The following is a 16,727-nucleotide window of genomic DNA, read 5'->3' as shown; positions in this document are numbered from 1 at the left end:
TCCCAAGTGCGGGCACAATGCGTGTCCTTTTTTGGCAGGCACCGCCGCAGGCTCTGAAAATGATCAAAACGCCGTACTACCTCATCGACAAACAGAAGCTTCTGGTCAACATGCAGAAGATCGCCTACGTGCGCGAACAGTCCGGCGCCAAGGCTCTGCTGGCCCTCAAATGCTTCGCCACCTGGTCGGTGTTCGACCTGATGCAGGAATACATGGACGGCACCACCTCGTCGTCGCTGTACGAGCTCAAGCTGGGTCGCCAGAAGTTCGAAGGTGAAGCCCACGCCTACAGCGTGGCCTGGGCCGACGATGAAATCGAAGAGATGCTCGACAACTGCGACAAGATCATCTTCAACTCCATCAGCCAACTGCAGCGCTTTGCCGAGCGCAGCGAAGGCAAGACCCGTGGCCTGCGCGTCAACCCGCAAGTGAGCAGCTCCGACTACCTGCTGGCCGACCCGGCGCGCCCGTTCAGCCGTCTGGGCGAGTGGGACCCGGTGAAGATCGAAGGTGTGATCGAGCAAATCTCCGGTTTCATGTTCCACAACAACTGCGAGAACGGTGATTTCAACCTGTTCGACCAGATGCTCAACACCATCGAAGAACGCTTCGGCGCGCTGCTGCACAAGGTCAACTGGGTCAGCCTCGGCGGCGGCATCCACTTCACCGGTGAAGGCTATGCCATCGACGCCTTCTGCCAGCGCCTCAAGGCGTTCTCGCAGAAGTACGACGTGCAGGTGTACCTGGAACCCGGCGAAGCGGCGATCACCAACAGCGCCTCCCTGGAAGTGACCGTGCTCGACACCCTCTACAACGGCAAGAACCTCGCCGTGGTAGACAGCTCCATCGAAGCCCACCTGCTGGACCTGCTGATCTATCGCCTGAACGCCAAGCTGGCGCCAAGCAATGGCGAACACACCTACATGGTGTGCGGCAAGTCGTGCCTGGCCGGGGACATCTTCGGTGAGTACCAATTTGATCAGCCGCTGGCCATCGGCGATCGACTGTCGTTCATCGACACGGCAGGCTACACCATGGTCAAGAAAAACTGGTTCAACGGCCTGAAAATGCCGTCCATCGTAGTGAAACAACTCGACGGTACAGTCGAAGTGGTTCGTGAATTTGGTTACGACGACTACCTGTCCAGCCTTTCGTAAAGCGGACAGATAAAGGAGAGATAAAGCAATTGAAAAAGAACGTTCTTATCATTGGTGCAGGAGGTGTCGCCAAGGTGGTGGCCCACAAGTGCGCGCAGCACAACGACGAACTCGGTCGTATTGCTATCGCGTCGCGCAACATCTCCAAATGCCAGGCCATCATCGACAGCGTCAAGGCCAAGGGTAGCCTCAAGGTACCCGCCGACATCCAGGCCTTCGCGCTGAACGCTTTGGACGTGGAAGCGACCAAGGCACTGATCCGCGAGACTGAATCGCAGATCGTCATCAACGTCGGTTCCGCGTTCCTCAACATGTCGGTATTGCGTGCCTGCATCGACACCGGCGTGGCGTACCTCGACACCGCCATCCACGAAGAGCCGGGCAAGGTCTGCGAGACCCCGCCGTGGTACGGCAACTACGAATGGAACCACCTGGAAGAGTGCAAACAGAAGAACATCACGGCCATCCTTGGCGTGGGCTTCGACCCGGGTGTGGTCAACGCTTATGCAGCGCTGGCGCAACAAAAGCATTTCGACCGCATTGATTCGATCGACATTCTCGACGTCAATGCCGGCTCCCATGGCAAATATTTCGCCACCAATTTCGACCCGGAAATCAACTTCCGCGAATTCACCGGACAGGTGTGGAGCTGGCAGAACAGCCAGTGGACCAGCAACACCATGTTCGAAGTCAAACGCACCGACGACCTGCCTGTGGTCGGTTCGCAGAACCTGTACCTGACCGGCCACGATGAAGTGCACTCGCTGTCGAAAAACCTCGACGTGCCCAATGTGCGTTTCTGGATGAGCTTCGGCGAACACTACATCAACGTGTTCACCGTGCTGAAAAACCTCGGCCTGCTCTCCGAAAAACCGGTCACCACCGCCGAAGGCCTGGAAGTCGTGCCGCTGAAACTGGTCAAGGCCGTGCTGCCTGACCCGTCGTCGCTGGCGCCTGGCTACACCGGCAAGACCTGCATCGGCGACCTGGTCAAGGGCACCAAGGATGGCCAGCCACGCGAGCTGTTCATCTACAACGTGGCCTGCCACGAAGAAGCCTTCGCCGAGACCGACAGCCAGGGCATCTCCTACACCGCCGGCGTACCGCCTGTAGCCGCAGCGCTGCTGGTTGCCCGTGGCGAGTGGGACGTGAAGCACATGGCCAACGTCGAGGAACTGCCGGCTGAGCCGTTCCTGAAGGCGCTGGACGTGATGGGCTTGCCGACTCGGATCAAAGACGAGAACGGTGACCGTGCCTGGGATGCGATTGCCTGATAGGCGATAGTTGACCGAACAAAAAAATGCGCCCTCAGGGGCGCATTTTTTGTTGGGGCTCACATAAATATCAAAGAACAATGAAGATCAAAATGTGGGAGCGGGCTTGCTCGCGAATGCGGTGTGCCAGTCACTGCATCTGGCGACTGATACACCGCATTCGCGAGCAAGCCCGCTCCCACATTTTGGATTTGCTGTGTTCTTGAGAGCGGGTTACTCCAGGTTACGCGCCGAATTGCTCAACGCTCTTGAGCACTGCAACAACGCCGGCGCCAACTGTTTCTCTGCATCCGCCCGGCTCCAGCGACTGGTCGGCGCCACCACATGCACCGCCGCCACCGGCCGACCGTTCGCCCCCAGCACCGGCGCGCCGATGGTCATGTCCCCCAGGAACAGTTCCTGGCCATTCACCGCATAGCCCTGCTCGCGCACCTGCTGCAACGACTCCATGATCCTGTCGACCTCAGTCAACGTCTGGCTGGTGTGCGCCACCCGCTGGCTGTGCTCGATCAATGCCAGCGCCTCATCCTGCGGCAACGCACTCAGATACGCGCGCCCCGACGCCGTGCAATACATCGGCACCCGCGAGCCAATCGGCATGTGTACCGGCACGAAGCCCGAGCTGACAAACCGCGCGATATACGTCATGTCGTAACCCGCAGGCTCGGTCAGGCACGAGGTTTCTCCCGTCAGGCGGGTCAATTCCGAGAGGAACGGGTTGGCCACTTCAATCAGCGAATGCGCATCCAGATAACTGAAGCCCAACTCCAGCACCCGTGGTGTGAGTTGGTAATGACGGGTGCGCGAGTGTTTCCGAAGGTAACCCAGGCTCTCGAGGGTAAACACCATGCGCTGGGCCGAGCTTTTGGTCATCCCGGCGGCCTCGGCCACCTCTGCAAGGCTCATGCTGCGGCGCTGGGCGCTGAATGCCTTGAGCACCGACAGGCCCTTTTCCAGGGATTGGTTGTGCAAGCTGTTGCGTTCTTCGGACATGGCGAACTCGCGGTCAGGTCGATCAAGCGTGGCGATATTTCTACACGAAATCGCAAAATTCGACCACTAAAAATCGCATACCGATACGAATGGTTCATTTTCTTCAATTTCCATAGCGTAAAACGATTTTGTTTAATCGAAATGGCACAGAGCTTGCGGTTTGCTCGGTAACCGCTCGCGGTACTGACGATCCGTTTTCCTTCTGGAGTAACCCGATGAACAGTCTTTCGCCCTTGTTTCGCCGCCTCGCCTTCGGTCTTTGCGCCACCTTTTGCGTGGCCACCGTGCACGCCGCCGGTGCAGCCTCGTACAAAGTCGGTGCAACGGCCAGCGGTTCGCCGTTCACCTTCCTCGACATCAAGAGCAACAGCATCCAGGGCGTGATGGTCGACGTCGCCAACGCAGTGGGCAAGGCCGGTGGTTTCACCAGCGAAATCGAGCAGACCAACTTTGCCGCGCTGATCCCGTCCCTCACCTCGGGCAAGCTCGACTTCATCGCCGCCGGCATGCTCAAGACCCCGGAGCGTGCCCAGGTGGTGGACTTCAGCGCGCCGGTGTACGCCTACGGTGAAGGGCTGATCGTGAGTGCCGACGACAACGCGACCTATACCGACCTCAGCTCCTTGAAGGACCAGGTAGTGGGTGTACAAGCCGGCACGATCTTCTACGACATGCTCAACAAGCTGGGAATCTTCAAGGAAATCCGCACCTACGACTCCATCGGCGAAATGGTCCGCGACCTGAGCCTGGGCCGCATCAAGGCCGCCGTGGGTGACCAGCCGGTGGTGGCGTACCAGATCCGCCAGAAGCTGTTCAAGGGCGTGAAGCTCGCCGCCGACTACAAGCCGGTCAACGTCGGCGAGGTGTGCCTGGTGGTGCGCAAAGGCGACAGCGAAACCCTCGAACGCCTGAACCAGGCCATCGCCAGCATCAAGGCCGACGGCACCCTGGACGCGATCCTGAAGAAGTGGGGGCTTGATGCCCAGGTGCAGCCATGAACCCGGCTGAATTCCTGCAAAATGCCCGGGACTTCCTGCCGATCCTGCTGCAAGGCGCCTGGGTGACGATCCAGATCACCGTGCTGTCGTTCCTGCTCAGCAGCGCGATCGGCCTGGTGCTGGCGCTGCTCAAACTGTCGCCGATCAAGGCGCTGTCGTGGGCGGCGAGCACCGTGATCAATGTGATTCGCGGCCTGCCGATCATCGTGCAGCTGTTCTACATCTACTTCGTGCTGCCGGACATGGGCGTGCACCTCAGTGCATTCCAGGCGGGTGTGATCGGCATGGGCATCGCCTACTCGGCGTATCAGGCGGAGAACTTCCGTACCGGCATCATCGCCGTCGAACAGGGCCAGCGTGAAGCCGCCGAAGCCCTGGGCATGCGCTCGGTGCTGATGATGCGCCGGGTGATCCTGCCCCAGGCGTTTCGCATCGCCTTGCCGCCCTACGGCAACACCCTGGTGATGATGCTCAAGGACTCATCGCTGGTGTCGACCATCACCGTGGCCGAGATGACGCGCCAGGGCCAACTGATCGCCTCGTCCACCTTCCAGAACATGACCGTCTACACCCTGGTCGCCCTGCTCTACCTGCTGATGAGCCTGCCGCTGGTGTATGGCCTGCGCCGCATGGAACAGCACCTGGGCCGGAGGAAAAAAGCATGATCGAGATTCGCCAACTGCAAAAGCACTACGGCACCCATCGCGTGCTGCACGGCGTCGACCTGGACGTGGCCAAGGGCGAAGTGGTGTGCCTGATCGGCCCGTCCGGCTCGGGCAAATCCACCCTGCTGCGCTGCATCAACGCCCTGGAAGCCTACGACGGCGGCACCATCAACGTGTTCGGCGAAACCGTGCAACGTGGCAGCAAGACCGTACACGCCCTGCGCAGCCGCATGGGCATGGTGTTCCAGCGCTTCAACCTGTTCCCCCATCGCACCGTGCTGGAAAACGTGATGGAAGGCCCGGTGTACGTCAAGGGCGAACCGCTGCAACAGGCCCGGGAAGAAGCCTTGGCGCTGCTGGATAAAGTCGGCCTGTCGGCCAAGGCCGATGCCTACCCGGAACAACTCTCCGGCGGCCAGCAACAGCGGGTTGCCATCGCCCGCGCACTGGCGATGAAACCCGACGCCATGCTGTTCGACGAACCCACTTCGGCCCTCGACCCGGAACTGGTGGGCGATGTGCTGGAGGTCATGCGCACCCTCGCCGACGAAGGCATGACCATGATCGTGGTGACCCACGAAATGGGCTTTGCCCGGGAAGTGGCCGACCGCGTGTGCTTCCTGCACGGCGGCTACATCGTGGAGAGCGGGCCGGCCGAGCAGGTGCTGGGCAACCCGCAACAACCGCGCACCCAGGACTTCCTGCGCCGCGTGCTGCACCCGACGGCCAACACCCGGAGCCTGCCATGAAGTCACTCTGGGCCGCGACGGCGCCCGCTGCACCGCCGACACCCGCGCTGGCTGAGTCATTGAAGGTGGACGTGGCCATCGTCGGCGCCGGGTATACCGGTTTGTCCACGGCGCTGCACCTGGCGGAGCGCGGCGTCAGCGTGTGCGTGCTGGAGGCCAACGAACCTGGCTGGGGCGCGTCGGGGCGCAATGGCGGGCAGGTCAACCCGACACTCAAATACGACCCGGATCAACTGGTGCAGATGTACGGTGCCGAGCGCGCCGAGCCACTGATCAACACCGTGTCCAACTCTGCCGACCTGGTGTTCAACCTGATCGAGCGCCATGGCATTGACTGTGCGCCCACACGCAAGGGCTGGATGCAGGTTTCCTATTCCGAAAAAGGCGTGGCGGGCCTGCACGCCCGGGCCGAACAGTGGGCACGTCGCGGGGTGCCGGTGCAGCGCCTGGATGCCGGCGCGGTGTCCGCCCGCATGGGCAGCCAGGCGTTTGCCGGTGGCTGGCTGGACGGTCGCGCGGGCGCCATCCAACCCTTGGCCTATGCTCGGGGCCTGGTGCGTGCAGCCCAGGCGGCGGGCGTGCGCATTCATGGGCAGAGCGCAGTGACCGCGATGCAACAGGCGGGCGCGGGCTGGAAGTTGCAGACCGCGAGCGGCGCGCAGGTGTCGGCCGGCCAGGTGGTACTGGCCACCAACGGCTACAGCGGCGACTTGTGGCCCGGCATGGCCCAGAGTGTGCTCGCGGCCAACAGTTTTATCGTCGCCACCCGGCCCTTGAGCGGGCCTGCGGCCGAGAGCATTTTGCCGGGGCAGGAAACCGTCTCAACCGCACAGCGCCTGTTGCTTTACTTTCGCAAGGATGCCCATGGCCGCCTGCTGATGGGCGGGCGCGGGTTGTTCGAAGATCCCACCGGGCCCGCGGATTTTGCGCACCTGGAGCGCTCGCTGGCACTGTTGTTTCCCCAGTTGGGCAAGCTGGACTTCGAGTACCGCTGGGCGGGCCGGATCGCGATCACCCGGGACTTTATGCCCCACGTCCACGAGCCTGCACCGGGGCTGACCCTGGCACTGGGCTGCAACGGGCGCGGGATTGCCTTGTGCACCAGCCTCGGCCAGCAACTGGCCGGGCGCCTGTGTGACAGCCGCTCCGACTTCGCTTACCCGGTAACGCCTTTGCAGCGGTTGCCACTGCATGGCTTGCAACGCTTCTACATCGGCGCGGGCGTGGCGTGGTACAGCCTGCTGGATCGCCTCTCCCTGTAGGAGCGAGCTTGCTCGCGAAAAAACCGAAGGCGCCGCGTGTCCTCAGGAGACCGGCGCCTTCGTCAAAGCTCGCAGACCTTTCCCTCATCACTGAAGAAATAGATATTTTCATGCTTGTAGCCCCAGCGACCGCCTCGCTCGCGAGCATGCGGCTCGAAGGTAAAGCACGTCACCTCCTCCAGGCGCCGATCATTGCCCGCCTCGATGTAGAGCCTTTGGTCACGCTGCTCGCAGATGCTGTGGCCGACGTTGCCGGCGAAATCGAGGTTCTCGAAACCCTCGGATGCGATCAGGTCATTGGCGAACGCGTGGAGATCGTTGAACGTGGTTTCAGGCCGGGCGAATGTGCGCATCATCGCGTGTAGCAGGTGCTCGACTTCATAACCCCTGCTGAACTCGGCCCCCACCGGCACCGCCCGGCACACGCCCTCCTCCACATAGAAAGAGCGGGCACAGTCGCCCCACACATTGCCTGCTCTCGGGCTCAAATCCACCGTGATCAGATTGTGTAAACCAACGGCTTCATCACTGGGCCGATAGTCGCGTCCCGACACCGAAAGCGCACTGCGCGAACCCAGCAATACGAAGGCCGGGCAGTCGTAATACCAGGTCTGCGGATAGCCGGAATCCGCGAGCATCTGCGTCGCCATTTCGGCGATGGAGGCTTCGGTGGACTGTGGCGTGATTCGCGTAACGAGGTGCTGCAGCACCGACTTGGCTGCGGCCTGGACCACGCGATTAGGCAACATGGATTGTCTCTGACTGATGAGGGATTGCGTCGATGGTAGCAGCACTCTCCTCGACAGCGAGACGCACTCGGATTTTAAGCTCGTTCCCACGCTCCGCGTGGGAATGCCTACGGTGACGCTCCGCGTCACAAAGGCAGACGCAGAGCGTCCAGGGCTGCGCTCCCACGCAGAGCGTGGGAGCGATCAATAGCCGGAGCACCGACTTGGCGGGGCCTGGACGACACGATTGGGCAACATGGACCGTCTCTGACTGAGGGAGACATGCTCGGATTTTTCCGACAACTGTTTCAGGTTGTCGGTCGGACCCGGGCTGACTAACCTCCCGCAGTCGCTGCCAATTCAGCGACCGGATTTGACCGTCCGACCAATCGACGACTGCAACGCCCACACCTATTCCAGGCGTTTTTTTTATGCCTGAGGTATCGTGTCGCGGCGGCTGTGCGCGGGATACCTTCGGGTATGCCGGGTTCGTTGATAACCGGTCGGTCAACCCGCGTACAGCTGCCACCCTCCTCGTTTGACCGCGAACGGTGGTGGCTCCACTTATCGACGGAGCTTCACCATGATTAAAGACAGCCCAAATCCCCCACCGCATACCGACCGGCTTCAAGAAGCCGCTTACCGCGCCATTCACCACTATCTGAAACCTGACGCCCAACCCCAACCGCCTGAACCCACCGAGCTACCGTTCGATGGATTATTTACCGTGCGTACGGACCTGGACACGGAAACCTTGCTGGCCAATGCCTCGCAAGACCTGGCGTCGATCAATGTCATCGCCGCTCACCTGGCCTTCGAAGTCGATGGTACCCAGCGCAACGTGGCGCTGGGCATTTGCCGGATGCTGGAAGGTGTGCAGATGCTGGTCGACAAAGCGCTGGATCGATGCGCGCAAACCAGCCCGCGCTGAGCTCGTTCCCACGCTCCGCGTGGGAATGCAGACCGTGACGCTCCGCGTCACAAAGGCAGACGCAGAGCGTCCAGGGCAGCGCTCCCACGCAGAGCGTGGGAGCGATCAAGTCTCTTCAAAAAACCGACCATCCGATCCGCTCGCTCAACAACTCCAACGCCTTCATCCCCGCCAGCGAATTGCCTGCCGCATTCAACTCCGGCGACCACACGCACACCGTAAACTGCCCCGGCACCACCGCGAGAATCCCGCCGCCTACCCCGCTCTTGCCCGGCAACCCGACGCGATACGCAAAATTCCCCGCCTCGTCATACAGCCCGCTGGTGGCCATGATCGAGTTCACTTGCTTGGTCTGGCGCGCCGTCAGAATCTGCTCGCCGCTGTGGGTGCACACCCCCTCATTCGCCAGGAAGCAAAATGCCTTGGCCAGGTCCAGGCAGCTCATCTGCAATGCGCAATAGTTGAAGTAGCTGTGCAGCACTGCATCCACGTCATTGTGGAAGTTGCCGAAGGACTTCATCAGGTACGCCATGGCCGCATTACGCGCACCGTGCTGGGCTTCGGATTCGGCCACCACGCTGTTGACCAGAATCTGCGGGTTGCCCGAAAGCCGCCGCACAAAATCACGCATGGACAAAATAGGCACGGCAAAGCGCGATTGGTTGATGTCGCAGATCACCAGCGCACCGGCGTTGATAAACGGGTTACGTGGCCGCCCACGCTCGAACTCCAGCTGCACCATGGAGTTGAACGGCTGCCCCGAAGGTTCGTGGCCCAGGCGTTCCCAGATGCTTTCGCCGCCATGGTCGATGGCCTGCACCAGGCTGAATACCTTGGAGATGCTCTGTACGGAGAACAAGGTGTGAGCATCACCCGCGCAGTAGGACGAGCCGTCATTGCCATACACGGCAATGCCCAGTTGCTGGGCCGGCACGTCGGCGAGCGCGGGGATGTAGTCGGCGACCTTGCCGAGGCCGATCAGTGGACGGACTTCGTCGAGGATCGACTCCAACAGGGCCTGCATGTTGTGTTCTGGCATGGTTTGGGAATAGTTGTTGAGCGGGGCGCGGAGGATACCTGAAACGCCGGGGCCAGGCAGGCTGCCGGTGCAAAGATGGACGCTGTGCAGGCCGTGCTATATCTTCGGGGCGCCGCCGGCTCAGGCGAAAAACATGAAGGAGTGAAACGTTGAAGAAGCAGGACGCCTTGAGAGGACGAAGCTTTGCGGTGCTGATGGGCATTGCGTTTATCGCCGTGGACCAGTTGATCAAACTGCTGGCGCTGTTTTCGCTTCAAGCCACAACGTTCCGGTTCGGTTCAAGCCCGGTCAACATGGCCTTGGAGCTGAGCTTGAACCCGGGTGCGTTCCTCAGCTTGGGCGCTAGCCTGCCAACCCAGGTCAAGCAACTGATCTTTATCGTCGGCGTGGCCGCGGTGGTGTGCTGGGCGGGTTATTGGGCCTGGACGAACTGGAACCATTCCCTGCGCAAGGCCGCACCACTTTTCCTGATTGCCCTGGGCGGCGCCGGGAACCTGATTGACCGGGTCTTTCGCGACGGCCATGTCGTCGATTATCTGGTGGTGAATGTCGGCCCGCTGCATACGGGTGTGTTCAATCTCGCCGATATCGCGATCACTCTGGGTGCGTTGTTGCTGATGCTTGATCTGTTCAAGAGCCCCGGTAAAGCCTGAGTTCCACACCAGCCAACAACACGCTCAAACAGGCAAAGAGAATCAGTGTGGGAGCTGGCTTGCCTGCGATGCAGACACCTCGATGTATTTGTTGCACCGAGGCGATGTTATCGCTGGCAAGCCAGCTCCCACCTTTGATTTTGGCTGGCCTTGACATCGTACTCAGTCAGCCAGCCACCCGCTCCCGCCCCTTGAACGCCAGCGAAAAACAAAAAAAGATCACCAGCGCAAACCCCGCCGGAAACAACCAGATGCTGCGCCAGTCATGGCTGCCACCCGCCGCCACATAGTGGTCGGTCACCTGCCCTGCCACCCAGAACCCAATCAACATGCCCACACCGTACGTAGCCAGGGTAATCAGCCCCTGCGCCGAACTCCTGAAGCGCTCCGGGGCCTTGGCGTCGGTGTAGATCTGCCCCGAGACAAAGAAGAAGTCATAGCAGATGCCATGCAGCGCAATCCCGGTAAACAGCATGAAGGCCAGCTCGCCATTATTGCCGTAGGCGAACAGCGCATAGCGCAGCGCCCACGCCAGCATGCCCACCAACAGGGCGACCTTGATGCCAAAACGCTGGATGAACAGCGGCAATAGCAGCATGAACAGCACCTCGGACACTTGCCCAATGGCCATTTTTGCCGTGGGGTTGGTCACGCCGATTTCCGCGAGAAACGGGTTGGCGTTCTGGTAGTAGAACGCCAGGGGAATGCAGATCAGGATCGAGGCGATGAAGAACACCAGGTAGCTGCGATCCTTGAGCAACCCCAGCGCATCCAGCCCCAGCAGTTGCTTGATATCACCCTTGCCCGCCTCGGCTTTCAAGGGCGCGGTACGCGGCAAGGTGAAGCTGTAGAAACCCAGCATCACTGACGCGATGGCAGACATCAGGAAGGTGTTGCGCAACGCGCCCGTGGTGATCGACTGCTGCGAATCCCAGGCGAACACAAAGCTGATCACCAGCCCCGCAACAATCCAGCCCAAGGTGCCCCACACACGGATGCGCGAAAACTCCTGGGCCGGGTCGCTCATTTGCCGGAAGGCCACCGAGTTCACCAGTGCCAGGGTCGGCATGTAGATGACCATGTATGCCAGCACGTAGGGATAAAAGCCGACGAAGTCCGGCGCGCGGTACAGCTGGTACAGCAGCACCGCGCCGATCAGGTGCAGCACCGCCAGGATGCGCTCGGCGTTGAAGTAGCGGTCGGCGATCAGGCCGATGATAAACGGGGCGATGATCGCCCCCCACGACTGGGTGGAAAACGCCATGCCGATCTGCCCGCCGCTGGCCCCCAGGTTGCTGGCGAGGAAGGTGCCGAGGGTGACGAACCAGCCGCCCCAGATGAAGAATTGCAGGAACATCATGACGCTCAGTCGCGCTTTCATTGTGGTCACCGTTTTATTGTTATTTTGAGTCAGAAGCGCTGTTCAGGCGTCGGGCAGGCCCAGCAGCCGTCGGTTGGATTGCTCGTCGGATGTCACGCCGGCGAAGTCATCGAATGCCTTGCTGGTCTTGCGGATCATGTGCTGGCGGATGAACTCCGCCCCTTCTGCCGCGCCTTGTTGCGCGTCCTTCAGGCAGCACTCCCACTCCAGCACGGCCCAACCGTTGAAGTCGTATTGGGTGAGCTTGCTGAAGATCGATTTGAAGTCGATCTGACCATCGCCCAATGAGCGAAAACGGCCAGGGCGGTCGACCCATCCTTGGTAGCCGCCATACACGCCGGAGCGCGCGTCGGGGCGAAACTCGGCGTCCTTGACGTGGAACATGCGGATGCGCGCGTGGTAGCGGTCGATGAAGCCCAGGTAATCCATTTGCTGCAGCAGCAGGTGGCTGGGGTCGTAGAGAATGTTGGCCCGGGGATGGTGGTCGACGGCTTCGAGGAAGCGCTCGAAAGAGGCGCCGTCGTGAAGGTCTTCGCCGGGGTGGATTTCGTAGCACAGGTCGACGCCGGCCGCCTCGAAGCAATCGAGAATCGGCAGCCAGCGCTTGGCCAACTCGGCAAAGCCTTGCTCCACCAGGCCGCTGGGGCGTTGTGGCCAGGGGTAGATGTACGGCCAGAGCAGCGCGCCGGAGAAGGTCGCGTGGGCCGTCAAGCCAAGGCGCTGGCTGGCGCGGGCGGCGAGTTTCAATTGGTCGATGGCCCACTCGGTCCGTGCCTGGGGCTGGCCGCGCAGATGGGCCGGGGCGAAGTCGTCGAACAGCGTGTCGAATGCCGGGTGCACGGCCACAAGTTGGCCCTGCAGGTGGGTCGATAGCTCGCTGATTTCGACGCCGGCATGGGCGCAGGTCGCCTTGAGTTCATCGCAGTAGGCCTGGCTTTCTGCAGCGCGGGCCAGGTCAATGTAGCGGGTGCCGAGTGTGGGCAACTGGATCGCCTTGTAGCCCTGGGACGCCGCCCATTGGGCGATGTTGGCCAGGGTGTCGAAAGGCGCTTCGTCCGAGATGAACTGGGCGAGAAAAATGCCTGGGCCGCGCATGTCTGTAGTCTCCTTCATGGGTGGTTCGCCAAGGTGGTCCACTTCGCCTCGCCGTGATGGTTGGCGATCACGGCTTCGATAAAGGCCATGCCGCGCACGCCGACTTCGATGCCGGGTACGCCAACGGCCTCGGTGCCTTGGCGAATGGCCTTGGCGAAGTCGCGGTAGAGGTTGGCCATGGCTTCCAGGTAACCCTCGGGATGCCCGGCGGGCAGGCGCATGCGCTGCAATGCCGCGTCGCACAGCCAGGGCTGGCCGACGCCGGAACGCAGGATGCGCAGCGGTTGGTCGAGGGAACGATGGATCAGACTGGCGGGTTCTTCCTGGCGCCATTCCAGGCCGCCCTTGTCGCCATAGAGGCGGATCTTCAGCGGGTTCTCTTCACCGGCACACACTTGGCTGGCGATCAGCACGCCGCTGGCGCCGGAGGCCATCTTGAACAGCATGGCGGCATCGTCATCCAGTTGCCGGCCGGGTACATGGATGCCCAGGTTCGCGCAAAGCTGTTCGATCGGTTGGTCGGCGATGAACTCGGCCAGGGAAAAGGCGTGGGTGCCGATGTCGCCGATGCAGCCGCCCAGTCCCGACAGCTCGGGCCGGCTGCGCCAGTCCGCCTGTTTGTTGCCCTGCCCGCCCACGTCCTGGCTGAGCCAGCCTTGTGGGTACTCGACGATCACTTTGCGCAACGCGCCGATCACGCCATTGCGCACCATGTCGCGGGCCTGCCACACCATCGGGTAACCCAGGTAGGTGTGTGCCAGCCCATAAAGCCCGGAACTGTTTTTGACAACGTCTGCCAGCGCCTGCACTTCAGCAAGATTGAGCGCGGCCGGCTTCTCGCTGAACACGTGGAAGCCCGCCTGCAGCGCCTGGGTCGCAATCGGTGCATGCAGATGATTGGGGGTGACGATCACCAGCAGCTGCATGCGCTGCTCGGCCGGGAGTGCCTGTTCGCCGGCGAGCATCTGCTGCCATTCGCTGTAACAGCGGGACGCGGGCAGGCCCAGCGCATTGCCGGTGCTCCGGTTGTTCTCGGGCTCACGGCTGAAGGCACCGCACACCAGTTCATAACACCCATCCAGCCCCGCCGCCTGGCGGTGAGCCTGGCCGATGAAGGCGCCTTCGCCGCCGCCAACAAAGCCCATTCTTATTTTTTGCACAGCAACCGTCATCGCAAGTCTTCTCTTTATGGGCAATTACCGATCATGATGTAACCGGTTACATCGTGCCGGAAATTTAGGCCTGGTTGCTCGCGATGTCAAACCCCGACTGCGGTAAACTTGCAGGCTGCTGTTCTGATAATGAGGTGGTCTTGTCCAATATTCGTGAAGTCGCCCGGCTGGCCGGGGTCTCGGTGGCCACCGTGTCCAGGACCCTGGCCAGCCCTGAACGCGTGTTGCCCGAGACCCGCGACAAGGTCAACGCCGCCGTGGAACAGACCGGCTACCGGCCGAACCGCATGGCGGTGCAATTCCGTTCGCGGCGCACCGGCAACCTGGTGATCCTGGTGCCGGCGATTGCCAACACGTTTTTCGCCCGGGTCATCAGCGGTGCACAGCAAGCGGCGCAGGCATCGGGTTATCGGTTGCTGTTGTGCGACACCCGGGGCCAGGCAGAAATCGAAAAACAGTTCGCCGAACTGGTCCACGCCCATCAGGCCGACGGTGTGATTCAGTTGCGGGCCTCGGACCCGTTCAGCGACTGCAGCGACTCACCGCCACTGGTGAACGCCTGCGAGGTGATCCAGGACGGTCGCCACCCCACCATCAGCCTCGACAACCGTGGCGCCGCCCGGGCCATGACCCAGCACTTGATCGACCTCGGCCACCGCCGCATCGGCTTGATCAAAGGCCCGAAAAGCAGCCCACTGACCCGTGACCGCGTGGCCGGTTATGAAGATGCCTTGCTCGCGGCGGGCATCCCCCGCGACCCGGCGCTTATCTGCCACGGCGACTTCACCCTGCACGCCGGTTTCGAGGGCGCAGGCAACATGCTCGCCCTGCCCAAGCGGCCCACTGCGCTGTTCTGCGAGAACGACGAAATGGCCATCGGCGCCTTGAAGCGCATCAAGCAACAGGGCCTGCGCGTGCCCCAGGATATTTCCCTGGTGGGCTTTGATGACATCCCCTTCGCGGCCTACTGCGACCCGCCCCTGACCACCATTGCACAGCCTGCCGAAATCTTCGGCCGCAAGGCGGTCGAGATGCTCATCGCACTGATCGAGAAAACGCCGCTGTCGGAGCGTCAGGTTGTAGTGCCGTTCGAACTCACAGTACGCGGCAGCACGGCAGCGCCCCACACTCAATAGTGCGCCACATCCGACACCTGGGTATCCAGCACGTCCCGCGCCAATGCCCAGGCCTGATCCGTGGATTCCACCACCAGCAACGGGTAGCCCCACGCCTTGCCGAACATCACGGCAAACGGCTTGAGCGCCAGGCGCTTGGCTGCGCTGGGCTCCACCTGGATCATGCCTTTGACGAAAGTACGCAGGGCCACCTTGTGCTTCTTCATCCAGATCGAGGCCTGTTTGCGTTCTTCGTGTGAATGCTCGTGAGTGCTTTCATCCACGGCTTTCTCGTGCAGCAGGACGAAGGGTTCCTCGCGCTGCAACAAGGCCTCGAATGCGCCAAAGGTATCTTGCGGGGGAGTGTCGCTGGGGGCGTCAAACACGATTTTCACCACGGGGAATGTTGAACTGTCGAGTTGCATGGGAAGCTCCTTTAACGAGAATGTTTCTCATGATAGCCATGCCATCACTGGACGCCATTGCACAGAATGGCCAGAATGTTTCGCATTCCAGCCAAGACGCCGCGCCGCCATGTACAACCACCGCCTCGAAACCCGTGACCCCTTGCGCCCGGCCCTTGCCGATGCAATTCCCCGTGCGGTGGTTGCAGTGAGCGCTTCAAGCACCTCTGCGAGTTGGGAGCACGCACCGCACCAGCACCGCAAGGGCCAGTTGATGTACACATTGCGCGGGGTGATTCATTGCGTCATCGAAGAAGGTATCTGGATCGTGCCCCCCCAGTGCGCGTTGTGGATTCCGGGCGGCCTTTCCCATGCCGCGCGCGGGTCGGGGGCAGCGGATGTCTACTGTCTGTTGGTCGACCCCGACGCTGCCGGCGCCCTGCCCCGGCAATGCTGCACCCTGGCGGTATCGCCGTTGTTACACGAATTGATCAGCAAGGCCGTCAGCTTCCCACCGCTGTACGACACCGAGGGCGCCCAGGGCCGGTTGGTGGCCACGCTGCTGGACGAACTGGCACTGGCACCGGTGGAGGCCCTGCACCTGCCCATGCCCCGGGACACTCGGCTGCGGCGCCTGGCCGACAGTTTGCTGGCCAACCCCAGCGACAAGGCCACCCTGGGCGAATGGGCCGTACGCATCGGCATGAGCGAACGCAGCATGACGCGCTTGTTGCTGGAGGAGATCGGCCTGAGTTTCGGCCGCTGGCGCAGGCAACTGCATGTGATCCTGTCACTGCAGCGCCTGGCGAAAGGCGAAAGTGTGCAGACGGTGGCACTGGACCTCGGCTATGAAAACGCCAGCGGCTTTATCACCATGTTCCGCAAGGCCATCGGCCAACCGCCGGCGCGCTACCTGGCCGACCGCGCGAGCATCCCCCAGCACACGACGCCCGCTATCGCCTTGCTGGATTATTATAAATAGTCACGTATAAGCATTTTTAGAGCTAAGGGACTAGAAGGCTTAAATCATTCCAGCCAAAAAAAATCAACCCGCCTAAAATACTTATCGCACACTAAAAAATTTGCACTAGCATATGAGTACTCCGGTCCA

At 61.5% G+C, this 16,727-nt stretch carries 17 protein-coding genes; 10 read left to right on the top strand and 7 right to left on the bottom strand.

Going from position 1 to position 16,727, the window contains the following annotated elements; genetic code table 11:
* The first annotated feature begins 59 nt into the window (after positions 1 to 59).
* Together HX817_RS04685 and HX817_RS04680 are read left to right on the top strand one after the other, a co-directional pair.
* Positions 60 to 1,157 carry a carboxynorspermidine decarboxylase gene (locus HX817_RS04685; protein ID WP_003211413.1) on the top strand — a complete coding sequence of 366 codons (1,098 nt, stop codon included), beginning with the start codon at positions 60 to 62 and terminating at the stop codon, positions 1,155 to 1,157.
* A 29-nt stretch (positions 1,158 to 1,186) separates the two neighbouring features.
* Entirely contained in the window at positions 1,187 to 2,431 is a 1,245-nt protein-coding gene (locus HX817_RS04680) for a saccharopine dehydrogenase family protein (RefSeq protein WP_003211412.1), read from the top strand.
* Positions 2,432 to 2,644: 213 nt separating this feature from the next.
* Here the strand turns inward: HX817_RS04680 and HX817_RS04675 are convergent, their stop codons facing one another.
* Complete coding sequence (locus HX817_RS04675) at positions 2,645 to 3,424, bottom strand: IclR family transcriptional regulator (RefSeq protein ID WP_008435411.1); 780 nt, start codon at positions 3,422 to 3,424, stop codon at positions 2,645 to 2,647.
* A gap of 215 nt (positions 3,425 to 3,639) precedes the next feature.
* On the opposite strand from HX817_RS04675, the gene HX817_RS04670 reads away from it, so the two are divergent.
* Genes HX817_RS04670 through HX817_RS04655 form a run of 4 tightly spaced genes read left to right on the top strand, consistent with a single transcriptional unit; the run spans position 3,640 to position 7,098 of the window.
* Entirely contained in the window at positions 3,640 to 4,422 is a 783-nt protein-coding gene (locus tag HX817_RS04670; protein WP_102605802.1) for an ABC transporter substrate-binding protein, read from the top strand.
* Positions 4,419 to 5,087, top strand: coding sequence for an ectoine/hydroxyectoine ABC transporter permease subunit EhuD (gene ehuD / locus HX817_RS04665; protein ID WP_003211406.1), 669 nt, complete (start codon positions 4,419 to 4,421; stop codon positions 5,085 to 5,087). Before HX817_RS04670 ends, ehuD begins: the two co-directional genes overlap by 4 nt.
* Complete coding sequence (locus tag HX817_RS04660) at positions 5,084 to 5,836, top strand: amino acid ABC transporter ATP-binding protein (protein WP_087694235.1); 753 nt, start codon at positions 5,084 to 5,086, stop codon at positions 5,834 to 5,836. Before ehuD ends, HX817_RS04660 begins: the two co-directional genes overlap by 4 nt.
* Positions 5,833 to 7,098, top strand: a complete 1,266-nt coding sequence (locus HX817_RS04655) for an FAD-binding oxidoreductase (RefSeq protein ID WP_177035428.1) — start codon at positions 5,833 to 5,835, stop codon at positions 7,096 to 7,098. Before HX817_RS04660 ends, HX817_RS04655 begins: the two co-directional genes overlap by 4 nt.
* A gap of 62 nt (positions 7,099 to 7,160) precedes the next feature.
* Here the strand turns inward: HX817_RS04655 and HX817_RS04650 are convergent, their stop codons facing one another.
* Positions 7,161 to 7,847 (bottom strand): M24 family metallopeptidase, encoded by a 687-nt coding sequence (locus HX817_RS04650; protein ID WP_177039866.1) that lies wholly within the window; start codon positions 7,845 to 7,847, stop codon positions 7,161 to 7,163.
* 562 nt (positions 7,848 to 8,409) lie between these two features.
* Here HX817_RS04650 and HX817_RS04645 point away from each other — a divergent pair.
* Positions 8,410 to 8,757 carry a DUF6124 family protein gene (locus HX817_RS04645; protein WP_003211399.1) on the top strand — a complete coding sequence of 116 codons (348 nt, stop codon included), beginning with the start codon at positions 8,410 to 8,412 and terminating at the stop codon, positions 8,755 to 8,757.
* A gap of 115 nt (positions 8,758 to 8,872) precedes the next feature.
* On the opposite strand, the gene glsB is transcribed toward HX817_RS04645, so the two are convergent.
* A complete protein-coding gene (gene glsB, locus HX817_RS04640; RefSeq protein ID WP_003211397.1) occupies positions 8,873 to 9,781 on the bottom strand; it encodes a glutaminase B in 909 nt (302 codons plus the stop codon).
* Between the two features lie 209 nt (positions 9,782 to 9,990).
* Here glsB and HX817_RS04635 point away from each other — a divergent pair, with 209 nt between their 5' ends.
* Entirely contained in the window at positions 9,991 to 10,449 is a 459-nt protein-coding gene (locus HX817_RS04635; RefSeq protein WP_134327658.1) for a signal peptidase II, read from the top strand.
* Between the two features lie 166 nt (positions 10,450 to 10,615).
* Here the strand turns inward: HX817_RS04635 and HX817_RS04630 are convergent, their stop codons facing one another.
* The 3 genes from HX817_RS04630 to HX817_RS04620 are packed head-to-tail and all read right to left on the bottom strand — an operon-like array spanning position 10,616 to position 14,070.
* Entirely contained in the window at positions 10,616 to 11,830 is a 1,215-nt protein-coding gene (locus HX817_RS04630; RefSeq protein ID WP_134326356.1) for a nucleoside permease, read from the bottom strand.
* 42 nt (positions 11,831 to 11,872) lie between these two features.
* A complete protein-coding gene (locus HX817_RS04625) occupies positions 11,873 to 12,925 on the bottom strand; it encodes a sugar phosphate isomerase/epimerase (protein WP_008435420.1) in 1,053 nt (350 codons plus the stop codon).
* A gap of 14 nt (positions 12,926 to 12,939) precedes the next feature.
* The gene (locus HX817_RS04620) at positions 12,940 to 14,070 is read right to left on the bottom strand and encodes a Gfo/Idh/MocA family protein (protein WP_177039984.1); all 1,131 of its coding nucleotides are present in this window, start codon (positions 14,068 to 14,070) and stop codon (positions 12,940 to 12,942) included.
* A gap of 167 nt (positions 14,071 to 14,237) precedes the next feature.
* Here HX817_RS04620 and HX817_RS04615 point away from each other — a divergent pair, with 167 nt between their 5' ends.
* Complete coding sequence (locus tag HX817_RS04615) at positions 14,238 to 15,233, top strand: LacI family DNA-binding transcriptional regulator (protein ID WP_008435422.1); 996 nt, start codon at positions 14,238 to 14,240, stop codon at positions 15,231 to 15,233.
* Here HX817_RS04615 and HX817_RS04610 read toward each other — a convergent pair.
* Positions 15,227 to 15,637: a hypothetical protein gene (locus tag HX817_RS04610; protein ID WP_003211385.1), complete on the bottom strand. Its 411-nt coding sequence runs from the start codon at positions 15,635 to 15,637 to the stop codon at positions 15,227 to 15,229. The genes HX817_RS04615 and HX817_RS04610 overlap by 7 nt on opposite strands.
* Before the next feature lie 109 nt (positions 15,638 to 15,746).
* On the opposite strand from HX817_RS04610, the gene HX817_RS04605 reads away from it, so the two are divergent.
* Positions 15,747 to 16,598, top strand: coding sequence for a helix-turn-helix domain-containing protein (locus tag HX817_RS04605; RefSeq protein ID WP_008435424.1), 852 nt, complete (start codon positions 15,747 to 15,749; stop codon positions 16,596 to 16,598).
* Positions 16,599 to 16,727 lie beyond the last annotated feature (129 nt).

Source organism: Pseudomonas sp. C6002, assembly GCF_013385805.1.
Classification (GTDB): Bacteria; Pseudomonadota; Gammaproteobacteria; order Pseudomonadales; family Pseudomonadaceae; genus Aquipseudomonas.
This window is presented reverse-complemented; position numbering and strand designations above follow the sequence as displayed.